Source organism: Phytobacter sp., assembly GCF_059074235.1.
The window spans coordinates 25,929-50,884 of record NZ_JCACPZ010000004.1 but is presented as its reverse complement, the minus strand read 5'-3'; the positions used below and the strand labels follow the sequence as shown (position 1 = coordinate 50,884).

At 51.5% G+C, this 24,956-nt stretch carries 27 protein-coding genes and 2 tRNA genes; 11 read left to right on the top strand and 18 right to left on the bottom strand.

Going from position 1 to position 24,956, the window contains the following annotated elements:
* Nucleotides 1–7: 7 nt before the first annotated feature.
* Both ynhH and AC5JPW_RS04035 read right to left on the bottom strand, forming a co-directional pair.
* Nucleotides 8–208: a protein YnhH gene (ynhH, locus tag AC5JPW_RS04040; protein ID WP_494238383.1), complete on the bottom strand. Its 201-nt coding sequence runs from the start codon at nucleotides 206–208 to the stop codon at nucleotides 8–10.
* Between the two features lie 294 nt (nucleotides 209–502).
* A complete protein-coding gene (locus AC5JPW_RS04035) occupies nucleotides 503–1,294 on the bottom strand; it encodes an inositol monophosphatase family protein (RefSeq protein WP_494238382.1) in 792 nt (263 codons plus the stop codon).
* Between the two features lie 232 nt (nucleotides 1,295–1,526).
* Here AC5JPW_RS04035 and AC5JPW_RS04030 point away from each other — a divergent pair, with 232 nt between their 5' ends.
* Nucleotides 1,527–2,582: an NAD(P)-dependent alcohol dehydrogenase gene (locus AC5JPW_RS04030; protein WP_494238381.1), complete on the top strand. Its 1,056-nt coding sequence runs from the start codon at nucleotides 1,527–1,529 to the stop codon at nucleotides 2,580–2,582.
* Nucleotides 2,583–2,662: 80 nt separating this feature from the next.
* On the opposite strand, the gene AC5JPW_RS04025 is transcribed toward AC5JPW_RS04030, so the two are convergent.
* Together AC5JPW_RS04025 and AC5JPW_RS04020 are read right to left on the bottom strand one after the other, a co-directional pair.
* Nucleotides 2,663–2,739 (bottom strand) — tRNA-Val (locus AC5JPW_RS04025).
* A 10-nt stretch (nucleotides 2,740–2,749) separates the two neighbouring features.
* Nucleotides 2,750–2,826 (bottom strand) — tRNA-Val (locus tag AC5JPW_RS04020).
* Between the two features lie 307 nt (nucleotides 2,827–3,133).
* Between AC5JPW_RS04020 and clcA the strand changes: the two genes are divergently transcribed.
* On the top strand, nucleotides 3,134–4,525 hold the full coding sequence (clcA, locus tag AC5JPW_RS04015; RefSeq protein ID WP_494238380.1) for a H(+)/Cl(-) exchange transporter ClcA: 1,392 nt from the start codon (nucleotides 3,134–3,136) through the stop codon (nucleotides 4,523–4,525).
* Between the two features lie 48 nt (nucleotides 4,526–4,573).
* Here the strand turns inward: clcA and mdtK are convergent, their stop codons facing one another.
* Nucleotides 4,574–5,947, bottom strand: a complete 1,374-nt coding sequence (gene mdtK, locus AC5JPW_RS04010; protein ID WP_494238379.1) for an MdtK family multidrug efflux MATE transporter — start codon at nucleotides 5,945–5,947, stop codon at nucleotides 4,574–4,576.
* 225 nt (nucleotides 5,948–6,172) lie between these two features.
* On the opposite strand from mdtK, the gene AC5JPW_RS04005 reads away from it, so the two are divergent.
* Nucleotides 6,173–6,817 (top strand): riboflavin synthase subunit alpha, encoded by a 645-nt coding sequence (locus AC5JPW_RS04005; RefSeq protein WP_494238378.1) that lies wholly within the window; start codon nucleotides 6,173–6,175, stop codon nucleotides 6,815–6,817.
* A 41-nt stretch (nucleotides 6,818–6,858) separates the two neighbouring features.
* On the opposite strand, the gene cfa is transcribed toward AC5JPW_RS04005, so the two are convergent.
* The gene (gene cfa / locus AC5JPW_RS04000) at nucleotides 6,859–8,007 is read right to left on the bottom strand and encodes a cyclopropane fatty acyl phospholipid synthase (protein WP_494238377.1); all 1,149 of its coding nucleotides are present in this window, start codon (nucleotides 8,005–8,007) and stop codon (nucleotides 6,859–6,861) included.
* Between the two features lie 295 nt (nucleotides 8,008–8,302).
* The gene (gene punC, locus AC5JPW_RS03995) at nucleotides 8,303–9,502 is read right to left on the bottom strand and encodes a purine nucleoside transporter PunC (RefSeq protein WP_494238376.1); all 1,200 of its coding nucleotides are present in this window, start codon (nucleotides 9,500–9,502) and stop codon (nucleotides 8,303–8,305) included.
* Between the two features lie 113 nt (nucleotides 9,503–9,615).
* Between punC and punR the strand changes: the two genes are divergently transcribed.
* Entirely contained in the window at nucleotides 9,616–10,527 is a 912-nt protein-coding gene (gene punR, locus AC5JPW_RS03990; RefSeq protein WP_494238375.1) for a DNA-binding transcriptional activator PunR, read from the top strand.
* A gap of 19 nt (nucleotides 10,528–10,546) precedes the next feature.
* On the opposite strand, the gene purR is transcribed toward punR, so the two are convergent.
* Nucleotides 10,547–11,572, bottom strand: coding sequence for an HTH-type transcriptional repressor PurR (gene purR, locus AC5JPW_RS03985; RefSeq protein WP_494238374.1), 1,026 nt, complete (start codon nucleotides 11,570–11,572; stop codon nucleotides 10,547–10,549).
* A 298-nt stretch (nucleotides 11,573–11,870) separates the two neighbouring features.
* Between purR and cydH the strand changes: the two genes are divergently transcribed.
* Nucleotides 11,871–11,960, top strand: a complete 90-nt coding sequence (gene cydH / locus AC5JPW_RS03980) for a cytochrome bd-I oxidase subunit CydH (protein ID WP_494238373.1) — start codon at nucleotides 11,871–11,873, stop codon at nucleotides 11,958–11,960.
* 167 nt (nucleotides 11,961–12,127) lie between these two features.
* The gene (locus AC5JPW_RS03975; protein ID WP_494238372.1) at nucleotides 12,128–13,297 is read left to right on the top strand and encodes an MFS transporter; all 1,170 of its coding nucleotides are present in this window, start codon (nucleotides 12,128–12,130) and stop codon (nucleotides 13,295–13,297) included.
* 32 nt (nucleotides 13,298–13,329) lie between these two features.
* On the opposite strand, the gene sodB is transcribed toward AC5JPW_RS03975, so the two are convergent.
* Complete coding sequence (sodB, locus tag AC5JPW_RS03970) at nucleotides 13,330–13,911, bottom strand: superoxide dismutase [Fe] (RefSeq protein WP_494238371.1); 582 nt, start codon at nucleotides 13,909–13,911, stop codon at nucleotides 13,330–13,332.
* 120 nt (nucleotides 13,912–14,031) lie between these two features.
* Complete coding sequence (locus tag AC5JPW_RS03965) at nucleotides 14,032–14,877, bottom strand: C40 family peptidase (protein WP_494238370.1); 846 nt, start codon at nucleotides 14,875–14,877, stop codon at nucleotides 14,032–14,034.
* Between the two features lie 338 nt (nucleotides 14,878–15,215).
* On the opposite strand from AC5JPW_RS03965, the gene grxD reads away from it, so the two are divergent.
* The gene (gene grxD / locus AC5JPW_RS03960) at nucleotides 15,216–15,563 is read left to right on the top strand and encodes a monothiol glutaredoxin 4 (protein ID WP_494238369.1); all 348 of its coding nucleotides are present in this window, start codon (nucleotides 15,216–15,218) and stop codon (nucleotides 15,561–15,563) included.
* A 40-nt stretch (nucleotides 15,564–15,603) separates the two neighbouring features.
* On the opposite strand, the gene rnt is transcribed toward grxD, so the two are convergent.
* From rnt to AC5JPW_RS03940, 4 genes are all read right to left on the bottom strand, one after another.
* Nucleotides 15,604–16,254 carry a ribonuclease T gene (gene rnt / locus AC5JPW_RS03955; RefSeq protein ID WP_494238368.1) on the bottom strand — a complete coding sequence of 217 codons (651 nt, stop codon included), beginning with the start codon at nucleotides 16,252–16,254 and terminating at the stop codon, nucleotides 15,604–15,606.
* 92 nt (nucleotides 16,255–16,346) lie between these two features.
* Complete coding sequence (gene gloA / locus AC5JPW_RS03950) at nucleotides 16,347–16,754, bottom strand: lactoylglutathione lyase (protein WP_494238367.1); 408 nt, start codon at nucleotides 16,752–16,754, stop codon at nucleotides 16,347–16,349.
* Nucleotides 16,755–16,838: 84 nt separating this feature from the next.
* A complete protein-coding gene (locus AC5JPW_RS03945; protein WP_494238366.1) occupies nucleotides 16,839–17,933 on the bottom strand; it encodes an alkene reductase in 1,095 nt (364 codons plus the stop codon).
* A gap of 53 nt (nucleotides 17,934–17,986) precedes the next feature.
* Nucleotides 17,987–18,583, bottom strand: coding sequence for a TetR/AcrR family transcriptional regulator (locus tag AC5JPW_RS03940; protein ID WP_494238365.1), 597 nt, complete (start codon nucleotides 18,581–18,583; stop codon nucleotides 17,987–17,989).
* 123 nt (nucleotides 18,584–18,706) lie between these two features.
* Between AC5JPW_RS03940 and AC5JPW_RS03935 the strand changes: the two genes are divergently transcribed.
* The 3 genes from AC5JPW_RS03935 to sodC all read left to right on the top strand — a co-directional run bounded on the left by AC5JPW_RS03935 (nucleotide 18,707) and on the right by sodC (nucleotide 20,494).
* On the top strand, nucleotides 18,707–18,946 hold the full coding sequence (locus AC5JPW_RS03935; protein ID WP_494238364.1) for a DUF1289 domain-containing protein: 240 nt from the start codon (nucleotides 18,707–18,709) through the stop codon (nucleotides 18,944–18,946).
* A gap of 48 nt (nucleotides 18,947–18,994) precedes the next feature.
* A complete protein-coding gene (locus AC5JPW_RS03930; protein WP_494238363.1) occupies nucleotides 18,995–19,891 on the top strand; it encodes an aldo/keto reductase in 897 nt (298 codons plus the stop codon).
* A gap of 78 nt (nucleotides 19,892–19,969) precedes the next feature.
* Nucleotides 19,970–20,494 carry a superoxide dismutase [Cu-Zn] SodC gene (gene sodC, locus AC5JPW_RS03925; protein ID WP_494238362.1) on the top strand — a complete coding sequence of 175 codons (525 nt, stop codon included), beginning with the start codon at nucleotides 19,970–19,972 and terminating at the stop codon, nucleotides 20,492–20,494.
* On the opposite strand, the gene AC5JPW_RS03920 is transcribed toward sodC, so the two are convergent.
* From AC5JPW_RS03920 to AC5JPW_RS03910, 3 genes are read right to left on the bottom strand one after another with little or no spacing between them, the layout of a single operon-like run.
* Nucleotides 20,484–22,496: an FUSC family protein gene (locus tag AC5JPW_RS03920; protein WP_494238361.1), complete on the bottom strand. Its 2,013-nt coding sequence runs from the start codon at nucleotides 22,494–22,496 to the stop codon at nucleotides 20,484–20,486. The genes sodC and AC5JPW_RS03920 overlap by 11 nt on opposite strands.
* A gap of 2 nt (nucleotides 22,497–22,498) precedes the next feature.
* Complete coding sequence (locus AC5JPW_RS03915) at nucleotides 22,499–23,356, bottom strand: efflux RND transporter periplasmic adaptor subunit (protein WP_494238360.1); 858 nt, start codon at nucleotides 23,354–23,356, stop codon at nucleotides 22,499–22,501.
* A 2-nt stretch (nucleotides 23,357–23,358) separates the two neighbouring features.
* A complete protein-coding gene (locus tag AC5JPW_RS03910; RefSeq protein WP_494238359.1) occupies nucleotides 23,359–23,595 on the bottom strand; it encodes a DUF1656 domain-containing protein in 237 nt (78 codons plus the stop codon).
* 175 nt (nucleotides 23,596–23,770) lie between these two features.
* Here AC5JPW_RS03910 and slyA point away from each other — a divergent pair, with 175 nt between their 5' ends.
* On the top strand, nucleotides 23,771–24,211 hold the full coding sequence (gene slyA / locus AC5JPW_RS03905; RefSeq protein ID WP_494238358.1) for a transcriptional regulator SlyA: 441 nt from the start codon (nucleotides 23,771–23,773) through the stop codon (nucleotides 24,209–24,211).
* Between the two features lie 75 nt (nucleotides 24,212–24,286).
* On the opposite strand, the gene slyB is transcribed toward slyA, so the two are convergent.
* Nucleotides 24,287–24,754, bottom strand: a complete 468-nt coding sequence (gene slyB / locus AC5JPW_RS03900) for an outer membrane lipoprotein SlyB (RefSeq protein WP_437430451.1) — start codon at nucleotides 24,752–24,754, stop codon at nucleotides 24,287–24,289.
* Nucleotides 24,755–24,956: the final 202 nt, after the last annotated feature.

Genomic DNA, 24,956 nt, shown 5'->3' with positions numbered 1-24,956 from the left:
GACAGTTTTAGTCTTTAAGTTGAGAGAGGGATATGGAAATCACGCTCCGGTGCGCGCATAGCGCCGGAGTAAAGCCTGTAGTGCGAAAATTGCGATGCCACAGCCTAAGGATAGGTGACATCAAAAAAGCGTGCAGAGTAATAAAGTGTGCCCGTGTTTCAGCCCAACCGGGTATACAGCGATGTGATGTGAGATATTTACAGTTCAATGAGCTGAAACCATTCAAGAGTGAATAGGCGGCTATTATACGACGAAAAAGTGGCAAAAGGAAAATGAAAACGCTGTTTCAAAAGTCATCTGTGCAGTTTCACAACGAAGTGTTATCAACGTGTTAAGTTCGCACAAATTTGAATTTACGGGATTGACGGCAAACCAAATCCTCTACCTGCAAAAAGCGTAGTTCGGGTTACGGAAGTTATTGTAACTTAGCCGTTTCTTACTGCCAACAACCATGAAACAAATACGTAAGAAACGGCGAAAAATGCCGGAAAGCTTAACCGATTTAGCTATTCAGAATACGCAGAGCTTCTTCGTGCAGACGTGGGCAACCGGAGGCGAGAATTTTTCCACCGGATTCCGGACGATCGCCACTTAATGTGGTCACGACGCCACCTGCCTGCTCAATAATGGGGATAAGCGCGACAATATCATAGGGTTGCAGGGCATATTCCAGACATAAATCAATCTGCCCGGCTGCCAACATCGCCATTGCATAACACTCACCCCCGTAGCGAGTCATCAAGGTCTGATCATCCAGTGCGGTAAAGTTAACATCCGGGCTTCCGCCAATCGGTTCCGGTGAGGTGGTGTGAAGAATGGCCTGCGCGAGCGTGATATCGCTGCGGGTTTGCATTTGCGCAAGTCCCTGCGGACCGTTGCGCCACGCCTGCTTCCCATCCCCCCAGAAGCGTTCGCCCGTAAAAGGTTGGCCCATCATACCGAGATGTCCTCGGCCTTCTACAGTCAGGCCAATCAACGTTCCCCAGACCGGCAAACCACACAGGAAAGGGCGCGTACCGTCAACCGGATCGAGTACCCATCGCAGAGGGCCGGAGCCAGTCATGCCGAATTCCTCCCCCATAATGGCATGGTCAGGATAGCGCTCATTAATGATGGCGCGCATCACGCGTTCCGCTTCTCTGTCGGCATCCGTGACCGGATCGAAGCGATAGCCTTCTTTCGGTTTGCTGCCCACGTGCAGATTCATCTGCGACCGGAACCGCGGCAGCGTTTGTTTGTCTGCGGCGTCAGTTAGTTCGTGCAGGAAGGCAATGTCGGGGATCGTATAGGTCATTATTCTGTCCTTTAGAATGTCAGACGATGGAATGATATTTTGCTCGATCATGCTCGATACTGCATTTTTTTGTTCACTCTTTCAACCTTAGGCTGAAAATCATGCGCTATTGTCTGTTCCAGGGAATGACAGAAAGTGCAAAGCGGTCAGTGGCCGGGCAACGGATACTGATTTGCACCACACTTAACGGCAGTCTTCGTTTTCCAAAGTGACAAAAGAGGAAGTGAGAAAAATGACAATTAAAGTCCTGGGTTATGCCGCTCAATCCAATAAAGCACCACTTGCACCGCACTATTTTGAACGTCGGGATCCCCGTTCTGACGATGTGGTTATAGACATTCTCTACTGTGGCGTTTGCCACTCTGATCTTCATCAGGCGCGTAATGACTGGGGGTTCAGCCAGTATCCGATTGTGCCGGGTCACGAAATCATAGGCCGCGTTGTGAGTACTGGTCCGAAGGTAAGTAAATTTAACATCGGTGATTTAGTCGGCATTGGATGTATGGTGGATTCATGTCGTGAATGCTCCTCCTGCAAACAGGGGCTGGAACAGTACTGTGAAGAGGGTAACGTTCAGACATACAACGGTGTGGATCGCCATGACCATCTGCCGACATACGGTGGCTACTCGCGTTCCATTACCTGTAGTGAAGACTTCGTTTTACGTATTCCAGAAAACCTGGACACTAAAGTCGTTGCGCCGCTGCTGTGTGCGGGGATCACCACCTGGTCGCCGCTGCGTCACTGGGGTGTAAAAGCCGGGAGTAAAGTGGCGGTGATTGGTCTGGGCGGATTGGGGCATATGGCACTGAAACTGGCGCATGCGCTCGGTGCCGACGTCACGCTGTTTACCCGCTCACCGGGTAAAGAAACCGATGCACGCAAGTTAGGGGCAAAACATGTCGTATTGTCGACCGACCCGGCGCAAATGGAGGCGGTGAAAGGGCAGTATGAGGTCATCATCGATACCGTACCCTATGCGCATGACATCAATCCGTACATGCCAACGCTGACGCTGGATGGCACTCTGGTCTTTGTTGGCTTGTTGGGGGATATCGAACCGGCGGTCAGCACGTTGCCAATCCTACTGGGCCGCCGCTCGGTTTCCGGCTCCTGCATTGGTGGCATTGCTGAAACGCAGGAGATGCTGGATTTCTGTGGCGAACATAACATTACTGCCGATTCAGAAATCATCCGTATGGATGAAATAAACGACGCCTTTGAGCGTCTACTGAAAAGTGACGTGAAATATCGGTTTGTGATCGATATGCAGACGTTAACGGCGTAGCGAGCAAAAAGAGAAGGCTTCGGTGAAAACCGGGGCTTTTTTATTATTTTAAATAAGGAAAAAACGGAGACTACATGAAATGGTGCGTCCGAGTGGACTCGAACCACCGACCCCCACCATGTCAAGGTGGTGCTCTAACCAACTGAGCTACGGACGCACTGAAGAGATGGTGCGTTCAATTGGACTCGAACCAACGACCCCCACCATGTCAAGGTGGTGCTCTAACCAACTGAGCTATGAACGCATTGTTGTGCCTGACAACGGGGACGAATATTAGCGGCAGGGCGGGGATGTGGCAAGCGGAAAATGGCAATTTTCTTACCGAAACCTCACGATTGCAGAACTTTTATACATAAAAGGTATAGTTTACTGATGTTAAAGAAGAATTTTTAGACAAAGTGCATTTTTGCGCAAGAAGAGAAAGTGAAAATGACTTTTACACTGGCAATTTCTATGCCGGCGAGAAATATTCATGAACATCTGATTTTTGTTTCTACCCCTGAAGGGGAATACACTCTAAGCCTACTGAAGACTATCTATTCAAAATCTCAATGATCGACAGTTCCTCCTCTGAAGTACAAATGCCCGAATCAGAACGTGGCAAAAAAAGAATGTTGCAGGCTTTACTCTTTCGAGACAAAACACCTTTGGCCGTCCTTATATGTGCGGGGCTCGTTGGCACAATGGTGGGTGGTATTGGCGTGGTCTTTGCATGCGCGGTGTCAGCGGTACAGCATCTGCGGGTACAAACTCTCGCTATTCCTTCCATCCCCGAGTGGGGGATGTATCTTTGTGCATTTATGCTCTCGGCAGTACTGGCCGCAGTGGGGTATTTTTTGGTTCGTCGATATGCGCCAGAGGCCTCCGGTTCGGGTATTCCAGAAATAGAAGGGGCGCTTGAGGATTTAAGACCTGTCCGCTGGTGGCGAGTACTGCCGGTGAAATTTTTCGGTGGTATCGGTACGCTGGGTTCTGGAATGGTGTTGGGCAGGGAAGGACCAACGGTACAAATTGGCGGTAACATCGGGCGATTAGTGACGGATATGTTGGGGGTTAAGAGCAGTGAAGCTCGCCACTCCTTACTGGCAACGGGTGCCGCAGCAGGTCTTGCTGCAGCATTTAATGCCCCGCTGGCAGGCATTTTATTCATTATCGAAGAAATGCGGCCTCAGTTTCGTTATAGCCTGATTTCCATTAAAGCCGTTTTCATCGGCGTGATTATGGCAAGCATCGTTTTTCGACTGTTTAATGGCGAAACGGCAGTCATTGCCATTGGACAGTTGCCGAACGCACAGGTTAACACCCTCTGGCTCTATCTGGTGCTGGGGATGTTGTTTGGGCTGGTTGGTGTCCTGTTTAATCGTCTGGTCTTCGTATTCCAGGACGCCTTTCAGCGACTCTATGCCGGGCGCACCTGGCGGGCTGTCATAACTGGGGCTTGCCTTGGTGGCGGGTGCGGTCTGTTGGCGTTGTTTTACGCGCCGGGCTCAGGCGGCGGGTTCGAATTGATTCCGGAGGTTGCGAAAGGCGATCTTCCCCTTTACACGCTGCTCGCGATGTTTATCGTCAGGTTGTTCACCACCTTATTATGCTTTTGCTCAGGAGCGCCAGGAGGAATTTTTGCGCCTCTGCTGGCACTGGGTACAGTGCTCGGGACCGCGTTCGGTGTGGCGATGAGTACGCTTTTTCCACATTATGGGCTCGATCCTGCGACCTTCGCGATTGCAGGTATGGGAGCGCTGTTTGCTGCAACGGTCCGTGCCCCGCTCACGGGCGTTGTACTGGTGCTGGAAATGTCTGACAACTATCAGCTGATTTTGCCGATGATTATCACTTGCCTGGGGGCGACACTGCTTGCGCAATTCGCGGGTGGGAAGCCGCTTTATTCCTCAATCCTCGCCCGCACGCTGGCTAATCAAGGTGAAAAGGCGGCAGTAAAGTGAGATGAGGAAGGGCAGCAAAAATAGCCGCCATCAGGCGGCTATGGTGGGTTAGCGTGCTGCACGCTGCAAAATTTTTGCCGAAGGCTGACGTTGTAAAAAGCGCATTCTGAACATCATCAGAATGGCGGCGGAGGTCAGGCCGATAATAAAGCCCATCCAGAAACCTGCGGGTCCCATGCGTTCAACCACCAAATCAGTTAATGCCAGAATGTACCCTGAAGGCAGCCCCAGAACCCAATAGGCAGTAAAGGTAATAAAGAAGATGGAACGCGTATCTTTATATCCACGCAAAATACCACTGCCGATCACCTGAATAGAATCTGATATCTGGTAGATAGCTGCCAGCATCATAAGCTGTGAAGCAAGAATCACGACCTCGGGGTTATCGTTGTAAAGCAAAGCAATATGCTCGCGCAGTGATACGGTAAAAATCGCAGTCATCACCGCTATACAAACGCCGACCCCCAGCCCTGTACGTGCCGCTGTTTGCGCATCAATGGTTGAGCCTTGTCCGAGGCGATATCCCACTCGAATAGTGACCGAGGCTGCAAGCGATAACGGGAGAACAAACATGAGAGAACTAAAGTTGAGTGCAATCTGGTGCCCTGCAACATCAACGATACCCAGTGGCGAAACCAGCAATGCCACCACGGCAAAAAGCGTGACTTCAAAGAAGAGAGCCAGCGCAATAGGTAAACCAAGTTGTACCAGACGTTTTAAAACGTCCACATCAGGTTTACCAAAACGGCTGTCGTTGCGAATATCCCGCATGGTTCTTGCGCGCCTAACATAGGAAAGCATGCAGGCAAGCATTACCCAGTACACTGCCGCTGTCGCCACACCACAGCCGACACCGCCGAGTTCTGGCATGCCAAAGTGGCCATAAATAAAGACGTAGTTGACGGGAATATTCACCAGCAGGCCAAAGAAACCTATCACCATGGCAGGTTTCGTTTTCGCCAGCCCTTCACATTGGTTACGTGCAACCTGGAAAAAGAGATAGCCAGGGGTGCCCCATAGCAGTGCGCGCAAATAGCCAACGGCCTTATCGGCGAGCAGTGGATCGATGTTATGCATGGCATGAATAATATGTCCTGCATTCCATAGCACCACCATGATCAGAATGGAAACCAGCCCAGCCAGCCAGAACCCCTGACGTACCTGATGTGCGATACGATCGCGGCGTCCAGAACCATTGAGTTGCGCAATAACCGGAGTCAGAGCCAGCAGCAGTCCGTGACCAAAGAGAATAGCCGGTAACCAGATGGAGGTTCCGATGGCAACAGCCGCCATGTCAGTTGCGCTATAGCCACCGGCCATAACGGTATCGACGAATCCCATCGCGGTTTGGGCGATTTGCGCAATCATCACCGGGATAGCCAGTGCTAATAACTGGCGCGCTTCTGTGAAGTACTTCTGCACTGCGAACACCTACATATTGTTGTTATTGGAGAGATTAAAACGCCGCCTTAACTGGCAGCAAGAGGAGGAGCAGGGGAATAAGCCAGACTATTGTAGCGGGGATTAGCCAATTATCTAGTGAAAAAAGAATCCGTCGGTTACCAGGGCTGGCAACATGAATTTCCACCTGTTATTGTGCTTTCAGAAAACGGTTACACCGTGAAAATGAGATACAGGAGTAGTGGCATGTTTACTGGTATTGTACAGGGCACGGCAAAACTGGTGTCTGTCGATGATAAGCCGAATTTCCGCACGCATGTTGTTGAGTTACCCGAGCACATGCTCGAGGGCATCGAGACAGGGGCTTCTATTGCCAATAATGGTTGTTGCCTGACCGTGACGAATATACAAGGCAGTCATATCAGTTTTGACTTAATGAAAGAGACGCTGCGTATTACCAATTTGGGCGATTTAGCCATTGGTGACGCTGTAAACGTTGAGCGTGCGGCGAAATTCAGTGACGAGATTGGCGGGCATGTGATGTCCGGCCATATTATGACTACCGCTGAAATCTCTAAGATTCTCACGTCTGAAAACAATCGTCAGATCTGGTTCAAAGTGCAGGATCCGGACCTAATGAAATATATCCTCTATAAAGGATTTATTGGCATTGATGGGATTAGCCTGACGGTCGGGGAAGTGACGGCGACGCGTTTCTGCGTACATCTGATTCCTGAAACATTGCAGCGTACCACGTTGGGTGGCAAAAAACTGGGGCATCGGGTGAACATCGAAATTGACCCTCAAACCCAGGCAGTGGTCGATACCGTTGAGCGCGTACTGGCAGCTAAAGAAGCTGCGGCAGTAAAAGCGATAAGCAGCGAAGAATAAGCTAAAAAATAAACCCCGACTGTTCGGGGTTTATTTTTAAATTAACGTGCTATGCGTAGGCCATGTTCAACACCCCGACTGAATACCACCTGCCAGAGTTGAATATCCCGCGCGCGAAAAGCACCGGCGCAGGCATTTAAATAATAACTAAACATGCGTTTAAAGCGTTCTGAATAGTTATCTGCAATTTCCGGCCAGCTATTAAGAAAACGCTCATACCACGCCATCAACGTTTTATCGTAATCCGCACCAAAATTATGCCAGTCTTCCATCACGAAATGAGATTCGCTGGCGGTAGCAATCTGGCGTACAGAAGGCAGGCAACCGTTCGGGAAAATATAACGGTCAATCCACGGATCAACACTCAGGTCGGTTTTTTTTGACCCAATCGTGTGAAGGAGAAATAATCCGTCGGCTTTGAGGTTGCGGTCAACAACGGAAAAATAGGTCGCATAGTTTTTCGGACCAACATGCTCAAACATACCAACAGAGACAATGCGATCAAATTGTTCATTAAGATCGCGATAGTCCTGTAGGCGAATATCAACATCCAGACCAGAACAACGTTCCTGTGCCATTTTTTGTTGTTCTGCTGAAATTGTCACGCCCACCACGCTCACCCCATAGTGCTGCGCCATAAACTGCGCCAGTCCACCCCAACCGCAACCAATATCCAGCACGCGCATGCCGGGGGTAAGTTGCAGCTTTTCACAGATGAGCGTCAGTTTGGCGATTTGAGCTTCATTCAGTTCCGAAGCATCCTTCCAGTAGGCGCAAGAGTATTGCATCTGCGGATCCAGCATGCGGGTAAAAAGGTCGTTACCCAGATCGTAATGCTCTTTACCAACGATCCATGCACGTTTCCTGGTTTGCAGATTAAATAATCTTGCCCCGGCGATACGCAGCGTATCTTTCAGGTGATGTGGAAGCTGATTTTCCAGCCCGGCACGCAAAACCTTACTAAAAAAAGTGTCCAGCCGGTCGCATTCCCACCAGCCGTCCATGTAGCTTTCCCCAAGCCCAAGCGAACCCTCTTGAAGCACTCGTTTAAAAAACTCCGGATGTTTAACCTGGATATCCGATGCCGCAGAACCGTTAACCTGAATACCGGCGCGACTCAATAGCTCGCTTGCTATACGGAACCAGTTATCATCTCGTACGCTAACTTCTTCTATACACGATGAACTCATAACTTCTCCATCACCTGCAAGTGATCGAAACCGTCAAAAAGCGCTGCCGCTTTTAGGGTGTGAGAAATATCACGGTAGACCCGTGAGGCTGATATCCGACGTAGAACAGAGGAAGGGAGATAGCCCTTGCCAGAAAGGCCTTCCATGGTGAAACGAGAGCGATCCGGCTCCCGTCAACGCTTGCATCATTTTATTTTAGAACAGCCGAAATTGAGTATAGGCCTCAAAATCGGCTGATTCAACCAAAAGCGCTTAGCAAGCTAATCACATTGTTGTCACATAGTTGCGAGTGCAATTATGCGTGTGTTGACGACTCAAGAGAGTCTGCGTTGTGACGCCCATCGCTTTCACGGCGTTGCATCATAAAGCCGAGGCCGGACAACAAAACAGTCGACAACATAACACTGGTGGTCGCGAGAAGCGGGAAGATGATAAGGGCAGAAACTATCAGGCTTGCGATAAAGCACAGCCCTAACTGAAGCGTGTTTTGCAGTGCAGCTGCGCGGCCTGTTGCATGAGGGAAGGGGCGTAAGGCTTCTGCCACGACAATAGGGTAAATCGCGCCGTTGGCAACGGCCATCAGACAGAAAGGGATCAGCAGTGCGGTAAGCGAAGCACCCGGCACCAGGCCAACGGCCCATGTTGCGATCACGCTGGTTGCGAAGGCCACTAACAGCCACGGCAATAAACGTGCGCCGGACCATTTTTGTAATGCCCAACGGCAGCTGTAACCCCCGACCAGGAAGGCAATAGTCTGCGGAACATAACTCAAACCAATAATGGCCGGGCCGTAACCCATTTCATGCAAAATAAACGGCGAGCCGGTCAGCCAGGCGAAGAAGCTGGCGGAGCAGGCAGCATAAATCAGCACGTTCCCGCGGTAGGCTTTATCACGCAGTAGTGTAGCAAAGGTCACGGGTTCAGCATCAGGGGTTGCTTTAGGCGGTACTGAACGCAGACGCAGTGCAGGCAGCATCAGTACGACGGTAATGGCAAAAAGCGTGGCGAAAATGGCCTGCCAGGAAAAATGGGCAAGGATCCAGCTTCCCAACAGTGGCGCAAGGGCAGGAGATAAACCGACCAATGGCATAATGGTGGCGAAAATACGATTGGTTCGTTGCGCCGGGTAGTGATCGGTCACCAGCGCCTGCCAGGTGACGGCGGCGGCACAAACCCCTACGGCCTGTGTAAAACGCAGCACGAGAAGCCAGCGTGCATCCTGTACCCAGATCATCCCCAGGCAACCCAAAGCGAAAATCAGCAGGCCGCTCAGCAGAATCGGTTTGCGGCCATAGCGGTCAGATAACGGTCCCCAGACCAGTTGTGCTACGGCAAAACCGGCAAGGAACAGGCTAAGCGTGGCGCTGACCACGGCAGGGGATGTGTTTAAATCTTGCTGAATGTCGGCAAAAGCAGGCAGGTACATGTCTGTTGCAAGGAAGCCCAGAACGCTTAACCCCGCCAGCCAGACTAAAAATCCTTTTCCTGGTTGCATGGCAATATCTCTTTATTGTGCAGGTGAACAGGGAAACAGAGTCTAGGGAGTGAAACTCTCGTTGTGAAACGCTAATATTTGCGCACTGGTTTCAAAATTTTTGCAGGCACAACATGTGGTCAGAATATTCTCTTGAAGTGGTAGATGCGGTGGCGCGTAATGGCAGTTTTAGTGGTGCAGCTCAGGAGCTGCACCGGGTGCCTTCTGCTGTCAGTTATACCGTGCGGCAACTGGAGGAGTGGTTGGCAGTCGAGCTCTTTCAACGCCGTCATCGTGACGTTGAACTGACACCCGCTGGGGCGCTTTTTTTGAAAGAAGGGCGTTCTGTTATCAAAAAAATGCAGATCACCCGTCAACAGTGCCAACAAATTGCCAATGGCTGGCGTGGTCAGCTAGCTATCGCCGTGGACAATATCGTTAAGCCGGAGCGAACCCGGCAGATGATTGTCGATTTTTATCGCCACTTCAGTGATGTTGAATTGATTGTCTTCCAGGAGGTGTTTAATGGCGTCTGGGATGCACTGGCGGATGGGCGCGTTGAACTGGCAATAGGGGCCACGCAAGCAATCCCCGTGGGGGGGCGGTATGCATTTCGGGATATGGGCATGCTGAGCTGGAAATGCGTCGTCGCGTGCCATCATCCGCTTGCCAAAATGGCGGGCCCTCTTAGCGATGAAACGTTGCGCAACTGGCCTTCTCTTGTCCGGGAAGATACGTCCCGTTCACTGCCAAAGCGTATTACCTGGTTGCTGGATAACCAGAAACGAGTGGTGGCACCCGACTGGGAATCTTCTGCTGCCTGCCTCTCTGCGGGATTATGCGTGGGAATGGTACCTGCGCACTTTGCGCGCCCCTGGCTGGACAAGGGAGAGTGGGTGGCGTTGGCGCTGGAAAACCCGTTTCCCGATGCCGCATGCTGCCTGACGTGGCAACAGAATGAGGCTTCACCAGCATTAAACTGGTTGTTGAGTTATTTAGGAGACAGTGAAACGTTGAACCGTGAATGGCTGTGGGAACAGGATTGACCCGCTCCCACTGCAGGAATTAACGACGGTAGTCGCGGAATGGACCGTCGGCTACCGAACGGCGTTCAATCAAACGCGGATGAACCTCAATCGATTGTGATACTTCACGCTTGTTGACGATACGATCCAGCAACATGTTGAATGCGGTTTCACCCAGAGAATCTTTCGGCTGATGAATGGTCGTCAGAGCCGGAGTAAAGAAACGGGAGTTGCGCACGTTATCGTAACCAATCAGGGAAATGTCCTGCGGAACGCGCAGCCCCATTTCGTCTGCAGCACAGAGTGCGCCCATAGCCATAATATCGCCGCCGCAGAAAATAGCCGTTGGACGCGGAGACTGGGCGAGGATCTGCTGCATTGCGCGATAGCCAGACTCCGGCTCAAAATCACCCTGTACAATCCAGTTTTCTGGCACGCTGATGTGCGCTTCTTCCATTGCTTTCATAAAGCCAGCAAGACGTCCGGCACCGGTGTTGCGCTCAAGTGCACCAGGGATCACACCGATGTCACGATGACCACGTTCAACCAGATACCGCCCAGCCATATAGCCACCTTCAAAGGCATTATCGATAACCGTGTCAGTAAAATCGGCTTTTGCTTCGCCCCAGTCCATTACTACCATAGGAATGTGGCGGTACTCTTCCAGCATGTTCAGCAGAGATTCTGGGTATTCCGAACACATTACCAACAGGCCATCGACGCGTTTTTGCGCCATCATTGACAGGTAAGCGCCCTGTTTTTCGAAATTGTTCCAGGCATTACCCAAAATCAGGGTGTAGCCCTTCTGGAAACAGTTTTTTTCAACGGCTTCAATGATTTCTGCAAAATAAGCGGCTTCGCTGCTGGTAGCCAGTAAGCCAATAGATTTGGTGTGATTAACCTTCAGACTACGGGCAACGGCGCTCGGCGAATAGTGCAACTCTTTGATTGCCGCCCACACAGCATTACGCGTCTCTTCAGCGACGAAACGCGTCTTGTTAATTACATGTGATACGGTTGTGGTGGAAACGTTTGCTCGCTTCGCTACGTCTTTGATCGTTGCCATCAGATGTCACTCCATGCCATATCATAAGCTCCTGAAAATACAAAAGGTAAACGTTTGCCTGCCTTCACCCTTTCACCGCGCGATGCACTGTATTACGCCGGGAAAAAGACACTGGACGTCAGGAGGGGAGTCGATGGCCGGTACGCTAATAAATTTAGCGTCGAATTTTGTCTTATCTTGGCCAAAAGGGGAAGAGCTAAAACGTATATCAATCTAATTCCTGCAAGATTTTTACGTTTATTTATGCAAAAATGCGCTATCTCACTTTTTGTGGGGAAATAAGAAAGGAGAAAAATTGATGAGTACCGACCTGAAGTTTTCTTTAGTGACCACCGTGATTGTGCTTGCCCTCATTGTTGCGGGTGCACTGACTGCGGTTCTGCATTGATTTACCACGAGGGAGAGTATTCTCCCTCGACGTTCCCTCCCATTCTCCCGTTTTTCGCAATAATCTTTTCGCAAATCGCTCACTTCTGTTTTTTGTGATTGATGTCATACTTTTGGCTTCTGTGACGGTGTCGCCCGGCGACACGGCATTTCCGGAGTCAATAAATCATGAAAATTAATTATCCACTGCTTGCCCTGGCGATTGGCGCTTTCGGCATTGGTACCACCGAATTCTCGCCGATGGGGTTACTGCCCGTTATTGCTCGCGGTGTCGATGTATCGATTCCGGCGGCGGGAATGCTGATAAGCGCCTACGCGATTGGCGTTATGGTAGGGGCGCCGTTAATGACGTTAATGCTTTCTCACCGCGCACGTCGCAATGCACTGATCTTTCTGATGGCAATCTTCACACTTGGAAACGTGTTGTCGGCCATTTCGCCTGATTACACTACCCTGATGCTGTCGCGCATCATCACCAGCCTTAACCATGGAGCCTTCTTTGGTTTAGGCTCGGTGGTCGCTGCAAGTGTAGTGGCGAAAGAGAAACAGGCCAGTGCGGTCGCAACGATGTTCATGGGGTTAACCATTGCGAATATCGGTGGGGTGCCGGCCGCGACCTGGTTGGGTGAAACCATCGGCTGGCGTATGTCCTTCCTGGCCACCGCAGGTCTCGGCATCATCGCTATGGTAAGTCTCTATCTTTCATTGCCAAAAGGCAGTGCAGGGGAGCGTCCCGATGTACGCAAAGAGCTTACGGTACTGATGCGTCCACAGGTTGTTTCGGCTCTGCTCACGACCGTGCTGGGCGCTGGTGCGATGTTTACGCTCTACACCTATATCTCACCGGTGCTGCACAGTATTGCGGATGCTGGACCTGCATTTATCACCGCGATGCTGGTGCTGATTGGCGTGGGCTTCTCGCTGGGCAATTATCTCGGTGGGAAGTTGGCTGACCGCTCAGTGACCGGCACCCTCAAAGGCTTCCTGCTGTTGCTTATCGCAATTATGGTTGCAATTCCCTGGCTTGCACGCAGTGAATTTGGCGCAGCAATCAGCATGGTGGTCTGGGGAGCCGCGACCTTCGCGATCGTTCCACCACTGCAAATGCGAGTAATGCGTGTTGCACACGAAGCGCCAGGACTTTCTTCTTCCGTCAATATCGGGGCGTTTAATTTGGGGAATGCTCTGGGGGCAGCTGCGGGCGGAGCGGTGATCTCGGGTGGACTGGGTTATGTCTTCGTCCCGTTTACGGGAGCGGTGATTGCCGCACTGGCACTGATGTTGGTATTGCTGTCTGGTCGTGGCGTTGCCCGGACAGCCTGCGCGACAGCGGAATAATAAAAAAGCAGGAGGGTTTCCCCTCCTGCACCTTATGCCACGAGATTCTTCGCAACAAATTCCCAGTTCACCAATGCCCAGAAATGCTCCAGATAATTCGGACGAGCATTACGATAGTCGATGTAATAAGCGTGTTCCCAGACATCAACAGTTAAGAGCGGAGTGGCGCCTGTCGTCAGCGGCGTACCAGCATTGGATGTTGAAACAATTGCCAGTTTGCCTTCTGCGTTTTTGACCAGCCAGGTCCAGCCTGAACCAAAGTTTTTCACTGCTGCATCAGTAAACTGTGCTTTGAAATCCGCAAAGCTTCCGAACGCTTGTGCTATAGCTGTTGCCACCTTGCCTGAAGGCTCCCCGCCTGCGTTGGGTGCCAGACAATGCCAGTAAAACGTGTGATTCCAGACTTGAGCTGCATTGTTAAAAATACCACCTTCTGTATTCAGAATGAGCGCTTCCAGCGTCTCCCCTTCCAGTGCGGTCCCTTTTACCAAATTATTCAGGTTTGTGACGTAGGTCTGATGATGCTTCCCGTGGTGGTACTCCAGCGTTTCAGCAGAAATATGCGGTGCCAGAGCGTCTTTTGCATACGGTAATGCAGGTAGTTCGAACGACATTGCTTCACTCCTTATTATTTTATGCACCCAATAACCATATTGAATGTAAGGATAGGGTAGCAAATCGAAACAGGAGGCAAAAGGGAGAGTTACCTGCCGCGATGGCGGCAGGCAGGGGGGTTATCGGATGGTTTTAGGCGTAACAACACGACGCGCGCCAACGTAATGGCGCTGCCAGTAGTCTTCGCTTAAAGACGTAATCTGAATATCCTGACCGCTACGTGGAGACTGGATGAATTTGCCGTTGCCGACATAAACACCCACATGGTCAGCCGTACCGCGTCCTTGAGTACGGAAAAACACAAGATCGCCGCTTTCCAGTTCCGCTACGTTGACAGGAGAAGCATCACGAAGGTGATACATCTCATTCGCAGTGCGGGGAATACGGAATTTAACGAGGTCTTTATACGCGTAATACACCAGTCCGCTGCAATCAAAGCCGGTCATCGGAGAAGTACCACCCCAGTGATAAGGTTTACCAATCTGATTCATCAGTTTTGACATTGCGGTTTTCTGAATCTTTTGGATGCGAACTTTATGTGCTTCAGAAATCGCAACAGGTTTGCTTCCTTTAACTTTTACACACTGCGGTTTATGTCCTTTACGCTTTGTGCATTTTTCCGTCATAGCAACAACCGGGGCGGGAGACTTGCTGGATTTACTATGGCGGGAGGTATTCTTGCTGACTTTAGTGCTGGAGGTTTTTTTGCTGGCGGTCGATGTTTTCTTGCTTGCCGCTGCTTTTTTATTTTCGGCTTTTGCCGGTGCCTTTGAGGCGGTGCCACTGCTTTTCTTTGATGTTTTTTCTGTCGGGCTGGTTTTCTTACGTTCGGATGCTTTCACCACATGCGACTTGTGTACAGCAGCCCCTCGCGTCTGCTCGGAAGCATTTGCTAAAGGCGTAAATGTCAGCGTAGTGAACAACAAAGCACAGAGCGTGATTGAAGCTGTATTAATTCGCGCCACTGAGCAATCCCCTGATAAGTGCAGGCATTCAATAATGCTTGCGTATGATTTAGAACCGCGTCGATTCTAATCCATAAAAAGCAGAAAAGTTAATAGGCTTTTTGCATCTAGACTCTGTTTCGTTAGCAAGCGCAAAAAAAATCACCAGTTGTGTGTGGAAGAAGCTCAATTGTTGAACTATCACGCGTTTACGCAAGTGTGATAAATGATATTTTCAATGAATCTTTACGCGACAGAAGATAAAATAATGAGTGGTGAACAAAATGTTATTTTCTGTTGCTTGCCTGAACCGTTACAATGACAGCTATCTGCCGAAAGAAGTTGAAGGAAGCAAGACAATGAGCACTACCTTAGAAAAAATCCAGACCCAAATCGCTGAGAACCCGATCCTGCTGTACATGAAAGGTTCTCCTAAACTGCCAAGCTGCGGTTTTTCCGCACAAGCCGTTCAGGCCCTCTCTGCTTGCGGCGAGCGCTTCGCGTACGTTGATATCCTGCAGAATCCGGATATTCGTGCTGAGCTGCCAAAATATGCAAACTGGCCGACCTTCCCGCAGCTGTGGGTTGACGGTGAATTGGTCGGCGGTTGTGACATCATCATCGAGATGTATCAGCGCGGTGAGCTGCAGCAGTTGATCAAAGAAACGGCGGCGAAATTCAAATCTGAAGAGCCGGGTGCTGAGTAATACTTTAGCGCTAAAAAAAGCGACCTAAGGGTCGCTTTTTTTATGCCTGATCACTGCCTGTTGATAATGGCCAGCCGCCAAGACGCTTCCAGCGATTAACGATTTCGCAAAACAGCAGGGCGGTTTGTTCAGTGTCATAAAGCGCGGAATGGGCCTGGGTGGCATCAAAATCCAGGCCCGCGGTGGCACAGGCTTTCGACAACACGGTCTGCCCAAGTGCCAGCCCACTTAATGAGGCGGTATCAAAGGTCACAAATGGGTGAAACGGGTTACGTTTAAGTGACGCGCGTTCTGCCGCCGCCATCATAAAGCTATGATCGAAGGTTGCGTTATGGGCAACCATAATGGCGCGGTTGCAATTGCTATCTTTAATCCCTTTGCGCACCATCTTAAAAATGGCATGCAGGGCATCGTATTCGCTCACGGCACCACGCAGAGGATTGCTTGGATCAATACCGTTAAACGCCAGTGCTTCAGGTTGAAGATTTGCCCCTTCAAAGGGCTCAACATGGAAATGCAGCGTTTCATCCGGCACGAGCCAACCGTCTGAATCCATTTTCAATGTGATGGCAGCGACTTCCAGTAATGCATCAGTTTTGGCGTTAAACCCGGCGGTTTCAACATCAATAACGACAGGGTAAAAACCGCGAAAACGGTCACACAGACCAGTAAGTTGAGCATTATCGGACATCTGAATCTCTTGGTATGGGAAAATGGCAGCGCATTATGGCAAATTTTAGGAAGAGATGTAAAACGACGGGCGCACGATGGCGCCCGTAAAGATCAATTGCCCAGACCGCGACCGGCGTCTTTGGCTTCAATCAATTCCACTTTGTATCCGTCTGGATCTTCGATGAAGGCGATAACAGTGGTGCCGCCTTTTACCGGGCCTGCTTCGCGCGTGACATTGCCGCCGTTCTGGCGAATACGCTCGCAGGCTTCAGCGGCATTATCCACTTCCAGTGCAATATGACCGTATGCGGTGCCCAGCTCATAGCTGTCCACACCCCAGTTATAGGTCAGTTCCAGCACCGCTGTTTCTGATTCCGGACCATAACCGACAAATGCCAGCGAATACTTATATTCTGGATTTTCACTGGTGCGCAGCAGGGACATGCCCATGATGTTGGTATAAAAATCAATGGAACGCTGCAGGTCGCTGACGCGAAGCATGGTATGAAGAAAGCGCATAATATCCTCTTTTGCGTGAGTGAATTCTTATTCGAAACAGAGTTTTAGTATAGCGGCGAATCCTTGCCGCTATCAATCGAGGGATTATAAAGAAGGGTAATCGGTATAACCTTCAGCGCCACCGCCGTAGAAACTCTCCGGGCGCTGCGGGTTCAGTTCCGCTTTATGCTTCAGGCGTTCAACCAGATCTGGGTTGGCGATGTAGTCGCGACCAAATGCCACGGCATCGATCAATCCTTTACCGATCAGATCTTCTGCTTTCTCGACGGTATAAGCACCTGCACCCACGATTGGACCATGGAAACGCTCACGCACTTTCTGACGGAAGGCTTCGGTGTATGGCTGACCGCCTGCCCAGTCCGGCTCGGACATGTGCAGATAGGCAATACCGCGTTTGCCCAGCTCTTCAATCAGGTACAGAGCATCGGCTTCTTCATTCGGGCCATTATCCGTGTTCTGGAAAGTGCCGATAGGCGAAACGCGAATACCGATACGATCGGCACCCCAGGCTTCGCTGACGGCATCCACCACTTCCAGTACCAGGCGGGCGCGGTTTTCAACGCTGCCGCCATACTGATCGGTACGATGGTTAGCAGATGGGGAGAGGAACTGGTGCAGCAGATAACCGTGTGCAGAGTGCAACTCAACAAGGTCAAAACCGGCATCACGTGCATTGATCACGGCCTGACGGAAATCATTAACGATTCCTGGGATCTCTTCGGTCTCCAGCGCGCGCGGTACTGAAGTGTCTTCGCGGGTTGGATTACCGTTTGCATCACGCAGAGAAGTTCGGGTGCCTGCTGCAATCGCTGAAGGCGCGACCGGGGCCTGACCACCAGGCTGAAGAGAGTTATGGGAAATACGACCGGTATGCCACAGCTGCACGGCAATACGGCCATCTTCAGCATGAACACCATCGGTTATTTTTTTCCAGGCGGCAATTTGCTCCGGGCTGTGCAGACCAGGTGCGCCCGCATAACCTTTTGCCTGAGCAGAAATCTGGGTAGCTTCGCTGATGATCAAGCCGGAACTGGCGCGTTGGCGGTAGTATTCGACCATCAGCGGCGTAGGGATGTCGCCCGGTTCAATGCTGCGCAAGCGCGTCAATGGCGCCATAAATACACGGTTTGGAGCGGTAATGGCGCCCACTTTCAGCGGGGTAAAAATGTTACTGGACATAAACTCTCCTGAATAGACCGGTCGACTAGTTAAATTCCAAATAAAAACGCCCGTCAGACAGGCGCTGCTATGATGCTTTGCGCATGGGCCAGGGCACTTTCCAGCGGCACGGCACTGCGCGAAATCTTGGCTTGTAAATTCGCGCCAAGCCAGAGCGCGTAAAGAACCTGAGCCTGCGTATGTGCATTGCCCTGGAAGGCCAGACATTTTTCGTTACGACCGTTTTCCAGTGCACTGGCGAGGAGGGCAATAATCTGGCTTGCCCCTCTGTCCATTGCCGTACGCATGGTTTCGGACAGGTCACACACCTCAGCAGAAAGTTTTACCGTCAGACAACCACTGATGATTCCCTGATCGCAAAATTGCACGAGCGTATGGCGATAGTACGCCAGCAGGCGATCGCGATAATTCCCTTCGCCGCGAGCGAAATGTTCCGCCAGGCGCTGGTGGTAGCCCGCATAGTGCCGCTCCAGTAGCGCCACACCAAACGCTTCTTTCGAGCGAAAATAGTGGTAGAAAGAGCCTTTCGGCACTTCCGCGGTTTTCAGTAATTCGCTCAACCCCATCCCGGTAAATCCACGGTGCATGCATAATTGCTCGCCGGTGGCCAGAAGATGTTCTCGGGTATCGTGTTCGCTGTTTCTGCTCATGGAATTGCACTCTACTAGACCGATCGGTCTGGTGCAAGTAGCAATAGATGCCTTTATTGAACTTGCAGGTTAGCGCCAGTCCGTCTTCAATAAGAGATATGAGACCAAAGAGAGGGGTGAGGTGTGGCGGAGCAACTGGAGTTTTTCCCCGTTCAGAGTCCGTGTCGGGGAATATGCCAGTCAGATGAACGGGGATTCTGTCGAGGCTGTATGCGCAGCCGGGATGAGCGGTTTAACTGGCAGAACATGACGGACGTACAAAAGCAGGACGTGCTGCGTCTCTGTCGGCAGCGCTTAATGCGCAAATTGCGTGCGAATAAAGCCACCCCACCTGAAGAACCTCAGCAACCCTCACTGTTTTGACGCCATAATTGCGTATACTCACCTGAAATTATTGTTGAGGAAGTGGTTATGGTTCAGCGAATTACCCTTGCCCCGCAAGGACCAACGTTCTCCCGTTTCGTGATGGGCTACTGGCGTCTAATGGACTGGAATATGTCTGCGCGCCAGCTGGTCAGCTTTATTGAAGAGCACCTGGATCTGGGGGTAACGACGGTCGACCATGCGGATATTTATGGTGGCTATCTGTGCGAAGCTGCATTTGGTGAAGCGCTTAAACTCGCGCCGCAGTTGCGTAGTCGGATGGAGATTGTCACCAAGTGTGGGATCGCCACGACGGCGCGCAAAGAGCATGCCATTGGGCACTACATTACCGACCGCGATCATATTATTGCCAGTGCAGAGCAATCACTGACAAATCTGGCGACCGATCATCTTGATTTACTGTTGATTCACCGCCCGGATCCATTGATGGATGCCGATGAAGTGGCCGAGGCCTTCCTGCATCTGCATCAGAGCGGCAAAGTGAGTCACTTCGGCGTGTCGAACTTTACCCCTGCTCAATTCACCTTACTACAGTCCCGGCTGCCGTTTACCCTGGCGACCAATCAGGTCGAGCTTTCACCGGTGAATCAGCCGCTGTTGCTCGATGGCACCCTCGACCAACTTCAGCAACTGCGCATTCGCCCGATGGCCTGGTCCTGTCTCGGTGGCGGTCGCTTATTCAATGATGCTGAGTTCCAGCCGCTGCGTGATGAGCTCACACAGGTGGCCCAGGAGCTGAATGCGCAGAGCATTGAGCAGGTGGTTTATGCGTGGGTTATGCGTCTGCCGTCGCAGCCACTGCCGATTATCGGTTCCGGCAAAATTGAGCGCGTGCGTTCTGCATTGGTGGCTGAAAGCCTCAATATGACGCGCCAGCAGTGGTTCCGCATTCGTAAAGCGGCGCTGGGTTACGACGTACCGTAATCGCAGATTACGCTGACTTCCGGTGGATCTTTTCTCCTGCGTTAAACTTACAGGGTAAAAGTGAAAATCGGAGGTTTTATGAAGCGTTTTAGTCTGGCAATGTTGACACTGTTCGTCTGTGCAAGTGCACAGGCGGCCAGTGAAAAAGTTGAGATGAACCTTGTTACACCAGAGGGTTCGGGGCAGTCCATCGGGACTGTTTCTATCGCTGAAACCGACAAAGGGCTGACGTTTACGCCCGATCTAAAGGGGCTTCCTCCCGGTGAGCATGGCTTCCATGTTCATGCAAAAGGCAGCTGCGAACCGGCAATGAAAGAGGGGAAACCATCTGCCGCTGAAGCCGCTGGCGGACACCTTGATCCTCATACGACCGGCAAACATGAAGGCCCTGAAGGCATGGGACACCTCGGTGATTTACCGGTACTGGTCGTTAACAACGACGGTAAGGCGACCGAGGCCGTTGTTGCGCCACGTTTGAAAAAACTCTCTGAAGTGAAAGATAAAGCGTTGATGATCCACGTGGGGGGCGACAACATGTCCGATTCGCCAAAACCATTGGGTGGCGGAGGCGCGCGTTACGCCTGCGGTGTCATTAGGTCGTAACGCTCTCGATTGAGTCCTGGGTCGGCGCAAGCTCCAGTTGTGAAAGCGAGCAGTGCAGACGCCAGATAACGGCGGCAAGCTCCCGGGCTGCCGGTTGATGATGATGTGACAGCTTATCGCAGATGCGCTGTAGTTCTGCCAGCGTGACGGTGAGCGGACGTTGCTGAACGCCGCGTTCGCTCATCACATCGCGCAGCAAACTCAGGCACAAATCGCGCACCTGGCTGAGAGGGTCGGAGCGCGCATCCCATTTTCTCAGTTGCCACACCACATGAGAGCAGTTCAACAGCACCACACCCCAGCGTAATAACCACCGACGAGCCAGCGCATCCTGGCTGTTACTTAACTGGCTAATGTGATGATAGACCACCGACTCAAATTCGTGCTCGCTGCGTGATGGCAAACGGCTAAGCTGATCGACAAACTCCCGGCGCAGTGCCCGAATCTGACGGCGACTTTTACGCGCATCTGAACCGGGGCGCAGGACCGCAAAGGCCAGCCATGACAGGGCGACGCCGAGAATTTTCGCCAGATCATCATTCAGAAAATCCGCCAGATCGTAAACCGGCGGGTTGGTCACCGAGATAAACGATCCCATAAAGACGATCAACTGTCCCCACAATCCGGCCTGTTTCGGCATCTGCAATTTGAAGAGTTGCATCGTTGCCAATAAAGGGAACAGGAACAGCAAAAAGACCCACAGTTCGCTGATTTGGACCATCAGGCCAAATTTGACCACAAAGCTGAACAGGGTGAGCAAAAACAGGGTACGCAGCAGCAGAGTGAGCGAACGGAAAGGGGCGGGGGAAACGGAATAGAGCACGCAACTGATCGCGGCTAATGTCAGTGCCGCAGAGCCGGAATCCCATTGCGTGGTAATCGTCCAGGCCCCCACCAGGCTCAGGGCGCAAAAACTGCGCAGCCCACTCCAGAGCGCTTCGGTGTTATCGGTGTAGCGGGTGAGGCCAGTGCGGTGCGGCAATGTGTATTCTGTCACCGGCGTGGCATTTTCGACGCGTGCCAGCCAACGGCTGCTGTTGAGGTAAAGGCGACAAAAATAGTGTAAACGCTGCCAGAAGGCCTGGTGCTTATAATCGTGATCGTTATGAGGAGCGAGTGGGGCAATAATCCGCGCCACTGTATAAAAGTCAGTCTGTGGGTTCGCCAGTGCGACCACCAGGGATTCGATAACAGAACGTGTGTTTGCCGGGGCATCGGGCCAGTTAACCAACATTCTGCGCAGGCTGGAAATGACGCTGGTCAGACGCAACTGCTGATGGAGTAAATAGTTGAGTAATGCGTTCTGGCGGCGAAAACGGTAATGGCTCCAGAAAGCCTGGATGCGCAGCAAATTCATCGTCAGGATCTGGCCTATCACGCTTTCATGCGCAGTGCGAATGGCGTCGGTGGTTTCTGGTTGCCAGAGCAGGCTGGCATGTTCCAGCAAACGGGCATGCATTTTCTTGAGTGCGGAAAGCAGCGTGGTGCCATCCGACGTACTGGGCAGGATCATCATCATCATGCCGCCGCATAAAATCCCCAGCAGGACTTCGCAAACACGGGCCTGGGCGATATCCCAAAGCTCGGTGGTATCGGTGATGTTAACCACCGGGAAGGCGATAATCGCCGCCGTGTAGCCGGCGAGCTGGAAAGCGTAAGCCACATTATTGCTGAACTGGGCGCAGGCCCAGGTGCACAGACCAATCCATCCCGCCATGGCAAACAGAAACAGCCAGGGATCGTTTAGCGTATGCCCGGCAATCATCAACGCGGCGCAGGCCCCCATCAGACTTCCCGCAACGCGCCCAAGACTTTTACTGATAACGCCACCGACAGTAGGAAAACTCACCACCGCCGCCGAGGTCATCGCCCAGTAAGGTTCATCGAGATTGAGGTAATAGGCGATGGTCAACGCCAGGCACATGGCCACGCTGTTACGAATGGCATAGCGCCACTGACCGGATGTTGCCGTTGACCAGGGGAAGGGGAACGGATTATTCACGCTTAATGGCCAATTGAAACGGTACAGGCGGTACCAGAAATCAACGTTACGTCCGCAGGCACGGTATCAAACTGAATACGGACCGGAACGCGCTGCGCCAGACGCACCCAGGGGACATTCGGCTTGATATCCGGCACCAGTCCACTGTCCGTTTCCACACTCTGGTCATAAATAGCGCGGCCAATACTGGATACGTGACCCTGTAACGTGATATTTCCGCTATATAACACGATGTTAGCAGTGTCGCCTTCGCGAATATGGCGTAGTTTTGTCTCTTCAAAATAACCCACGACATAAAATGAATGGCTGTCGACCAGGGCAAAAACAGGCTGACCTGCAGTGGCATAATTACCGGTGCGGGCAGAGAGATTGGTGACCCAGCCATCAACCGGCGCTTTCACTGTCGTTTGTTCCCGCTGCCACTGCGCCTGCTCCTGCTGCGCCTGTGCGACGGTCACGCTTGCCTGCATTGCTTTAACATTGATATTGGCGGTGTCGAGATCTTCGGCAGAAATATAGCCCTGTGAAAGATGGCGCCGACGGTTGGCTTCGTTATTGGCTTTCGACAGGTCGGTCTGTGCCCGTGCCAGTTGCGCCTGAGCATTCAGCACCGCAATCTCGTAGGGTGTTTCGTCGATGCGGAACAGAACCTCTCCTGCTTTCACAAACTGGTTATCTTTTACATTGAGCGCAGTGATACTTCCAGAGACCTGCGGCGTAATACTGACCTGTTCTGCCCGAACTTTTCCGTCACGCGTCCAGGGAGACTGCATATAGAAATTCCACAGCCACCATCCGGCAACGATAGCCACCGCCAGTACTAATAAGGTTGAGAAATATTTAAATGATTTCAATTGCATAGTCAAAACGCCATCAAGATCGCGAGCGATACACCGATCGCAATCACGAACAGAGAAAGATCCATCAGAATGGGGTGCCAGATATCGCCTGCGTACATCCAGTCACGGATGATGCGATGAACAACGAGCCAGAGCAAAAAGCCCAGCATGACCGCTTTAAAGATCGGCGGAAAGTAAACCGAGGCGCCGAAAATCAGGTCCTGCATGGGCAACGCAGGGGCGTGGAGGGGTGACGTCACGAGTTTTAATCCTTTGAAAGCATCGCTGGAACGTGTTTACAGCATAGATTCATCACGCGGAGGAGGAAAGGAAGCACTGACGACCTGCGCAGAGCAATGCATTTGTTTTAGAAATATAAATGCTGCACACTATTCTAAAATCAGTATAATAACTTAGCAAGCTAATTATAAGGAGATGAAATTGGAATCGCCATTAGGTTCTGATCTGGCACGCTTAGTGCGCATCTGGCGTGCATTAATTGACCATCGCCTGAAACCTCTGGAATTGACGCAAACGCATTGGGTCACGCTGCATAACATTCATCAGCTTCCACCCGATCAGTCGCAAATTCAACTGGCAAAAGCGATTGGCATTGAGCAGCCTTCGCTGGTGCGCACTTTGGACCAACTGGAAGAGAAAGGTCTTATTTCTCGACAGACGTGTGCCAACGATCGCCGTGCAAAGCGGATTAAATTGACAGAAAAAGCTGACCCCATCATTGAAGAGATGGAAACGGTAATTAAGAAAACGCGGGGGGAAATTCTCTCCGGGATTTCTGCCGAGGAGCTTGAACTGTTGATCGGTCTGATTTCGCGGTTAGAACAAAATATCAATGAACTACAGTCGAAAGACTAAATAGCAAAAAGCCTTGTTGATACAAGGCTTTTTTTTCGTCCAGTGTGTGACTAAACGGGTGTCACGACGCAGGGATTAACGCGGAGAGACGGTAACCTGACGACCATTGGTCGCCAGAGCGACACGCTGACCGGCAGCAAAGCGGGAGTTCCCCTGTTTCTGCACGACCATAATGCTGCTGCCATCGTCTTTACGAATTTCCAGTTCCACGCCCTGGGATTTGTTCATTGCGCCCTGAACGCCCTGGCCGGCAACGCCGCCAGCGACAGCACCTGCTGCCGTTGCGAGTGAACGTCCGGTACCACCGCCGACGGTGTTACCCAAGAACCCACCCAGTACCGCACCACCCAACGCACCAATCACGTTGCTGTCATCGCCGCCCTGAATCTGCACCGGGCGAACGTTAACAATGGTACCGTAAGTGACATTTTGCACCTGTTTGGCTTCAGAGGCGGTATAGACGTCTCCGGAGAGCGAATTATCGTTAACACAACCAGCCAGAGTGAAACCAACCAGCGTAACTGCCAGTGCACGTAACATCATTTATGAATCTCCTGTTCACCAAAACGCGCTCGGTTGAGCATCCGTCATGATTAAATTATATGGCATCTCGCCATTCCTGGTCATGTCTTCTGCCAAATCGCGACAAAAATTATATCAACACCGGATTTAACCATGTTTAAACGAGCCGATTATATGCCAGAGGCGGCGATTTGCGACGGGGTAAAGTCTGACTTGATTGTTA

Bases quoted from the DNA above. Each gene is read 5' to 3' on its own strand.
- AC5JPW_RS04035 (WP_494238382.1), bottom strand. From the start codon at position 1,294: ATGACCTATACGATCCCCGACATTGCCTTCCTGCACGAACTAACTGAC.
- AC5JPW_RS04030 (WP_494238381.1), top strand. From the start codon at position 1,527: ATGACAATTAAAGTCCTGGGTTATGCCGCTCAATCCAATAAAGCACCA.
- clcA (WP_494238380.1), top strand. From the start codon at position 3,134: ATGATCGACAGTTCCTCCTCTGAAGTACAAATGCCCGAATCAGAACGT.
- AC5JPW_RS04005 (WP_494238378.1), top strand. From the start codon at position 6,173: ATGTTTACTGGTATTGTACAGGGCACGGCAAAACTGGTGTCTGTCGAT.
- cfa (WP_494238377.1), bottom strand. From the start codon at position 8,007: ATGAGTTCATCGTGTATAGAAGAAGTTAGCGTACGAGATGATAACTGG.
- punC (WP_494238376.1), bottom strand. From the start codon at position 9,502: ATGCAACCAGGAAAAGGATTTTTAGTCTGGCTGGCGGGGTTAAGCGTT.
- punR (WP_494238375.1), top strand. From the start codon at position 9,616: ATGTGGTCAGAATATTCTCTTGAAGTGGTAGATGCGGTGGCGCGTAAT.
- purR (WP_494238374.1), bottom strand. From the start codon at position 11,572: ATGGCAACGATCAAAGACGTAGCGAAGCGAGCAAACGTTTCCACCACA.
- cydH (WP_494238373.1), top strand. From the start codon at position 11,871: ATGAGTACCGACCTGAAGTTTTCTTTAGTGACCACCGTGATTGTGCTT.
- AC5JPW_RS03975 (WP_494238372.1), top strand. From the start codon at position 12,128: ATGAAAATTAATTATCCACTGCTTGCCCTGGCGATTGGCGCTTTCGGC.
- sodB (WP_494238371.1), bottom strand. From the start codon at position 13,911: ATGTCGTTCGAACTACCTGCATTACCGTATGCAAAAGACGCTCTGGCA.
- grxD (WP_494238369.1), top strand. From the start codon at position 15,216: ATGAGCACTACCTTAGAAAAAATCCAGACCCAAATCGCTGAGAACCCG.
- rnt (WP_494238368.1), bottom strand. From the start codon at position 16,254: ATGTCCGATAATGCTCAACTTACTGGTCTGTGTGACCGTTTTCGCGGT.
- gloA (WP_494238367.1), bottom strand. From the start codon at position 16,754: ATGCGCTTTCTTCATACCATGCTTCGCGTCAGCGACCTGCAGCGTTCC.
- AC5JPW_RS03945 (WP_494238366.1), bottom strand. From the start codon at position 17,933: ATGTCCAGTAACATTTTTACCCCGCTGAAAGTGGGCGCCATTACCGCT.
- AC5JPW_RS03940 (WP_494238365.1), bottom strand. From the start codon at position 18,583: ATGAGCAGAAACAGCGAACACGATACCCGAGAACATCTTCTGGCCACC.
- AC5JPW_RS03930 (WP_494238363.1), top strand. From the start codon at position 18,995: ATGGTTCAGCGAATTACCCTTGCCCCGCAAGGACCAACGTTCTCCCGT.
- sodC (WP_494238362.1), top strand. From the start codon at position 19,970: ATGAAGCGTTTTAGTCTGGCAATGTTGACACTGTTCGTCTGTGCAAGT.
- AC5JPW_RS03915 (WP_494238360.1), bottom strand. From the start codon at position 23,356: ATGCAATTGAAATCATTTAAATATTTCTCAACCTTATTAGTACTGGCG.
- slyA (WP_494238358.1), top strand. From the start codon at position 23,771: ATGAAATTGGAATCGCCATTAGGTTCTGATCTGGCACGCTTAGTGCGC.
- slyB (WP_437430451.1), bottom strand. From the start codon at position 24,754: ATGATGTTACGTGCACTGGCAGTTACGCTGGTTGGTTTCACTCTGGCT.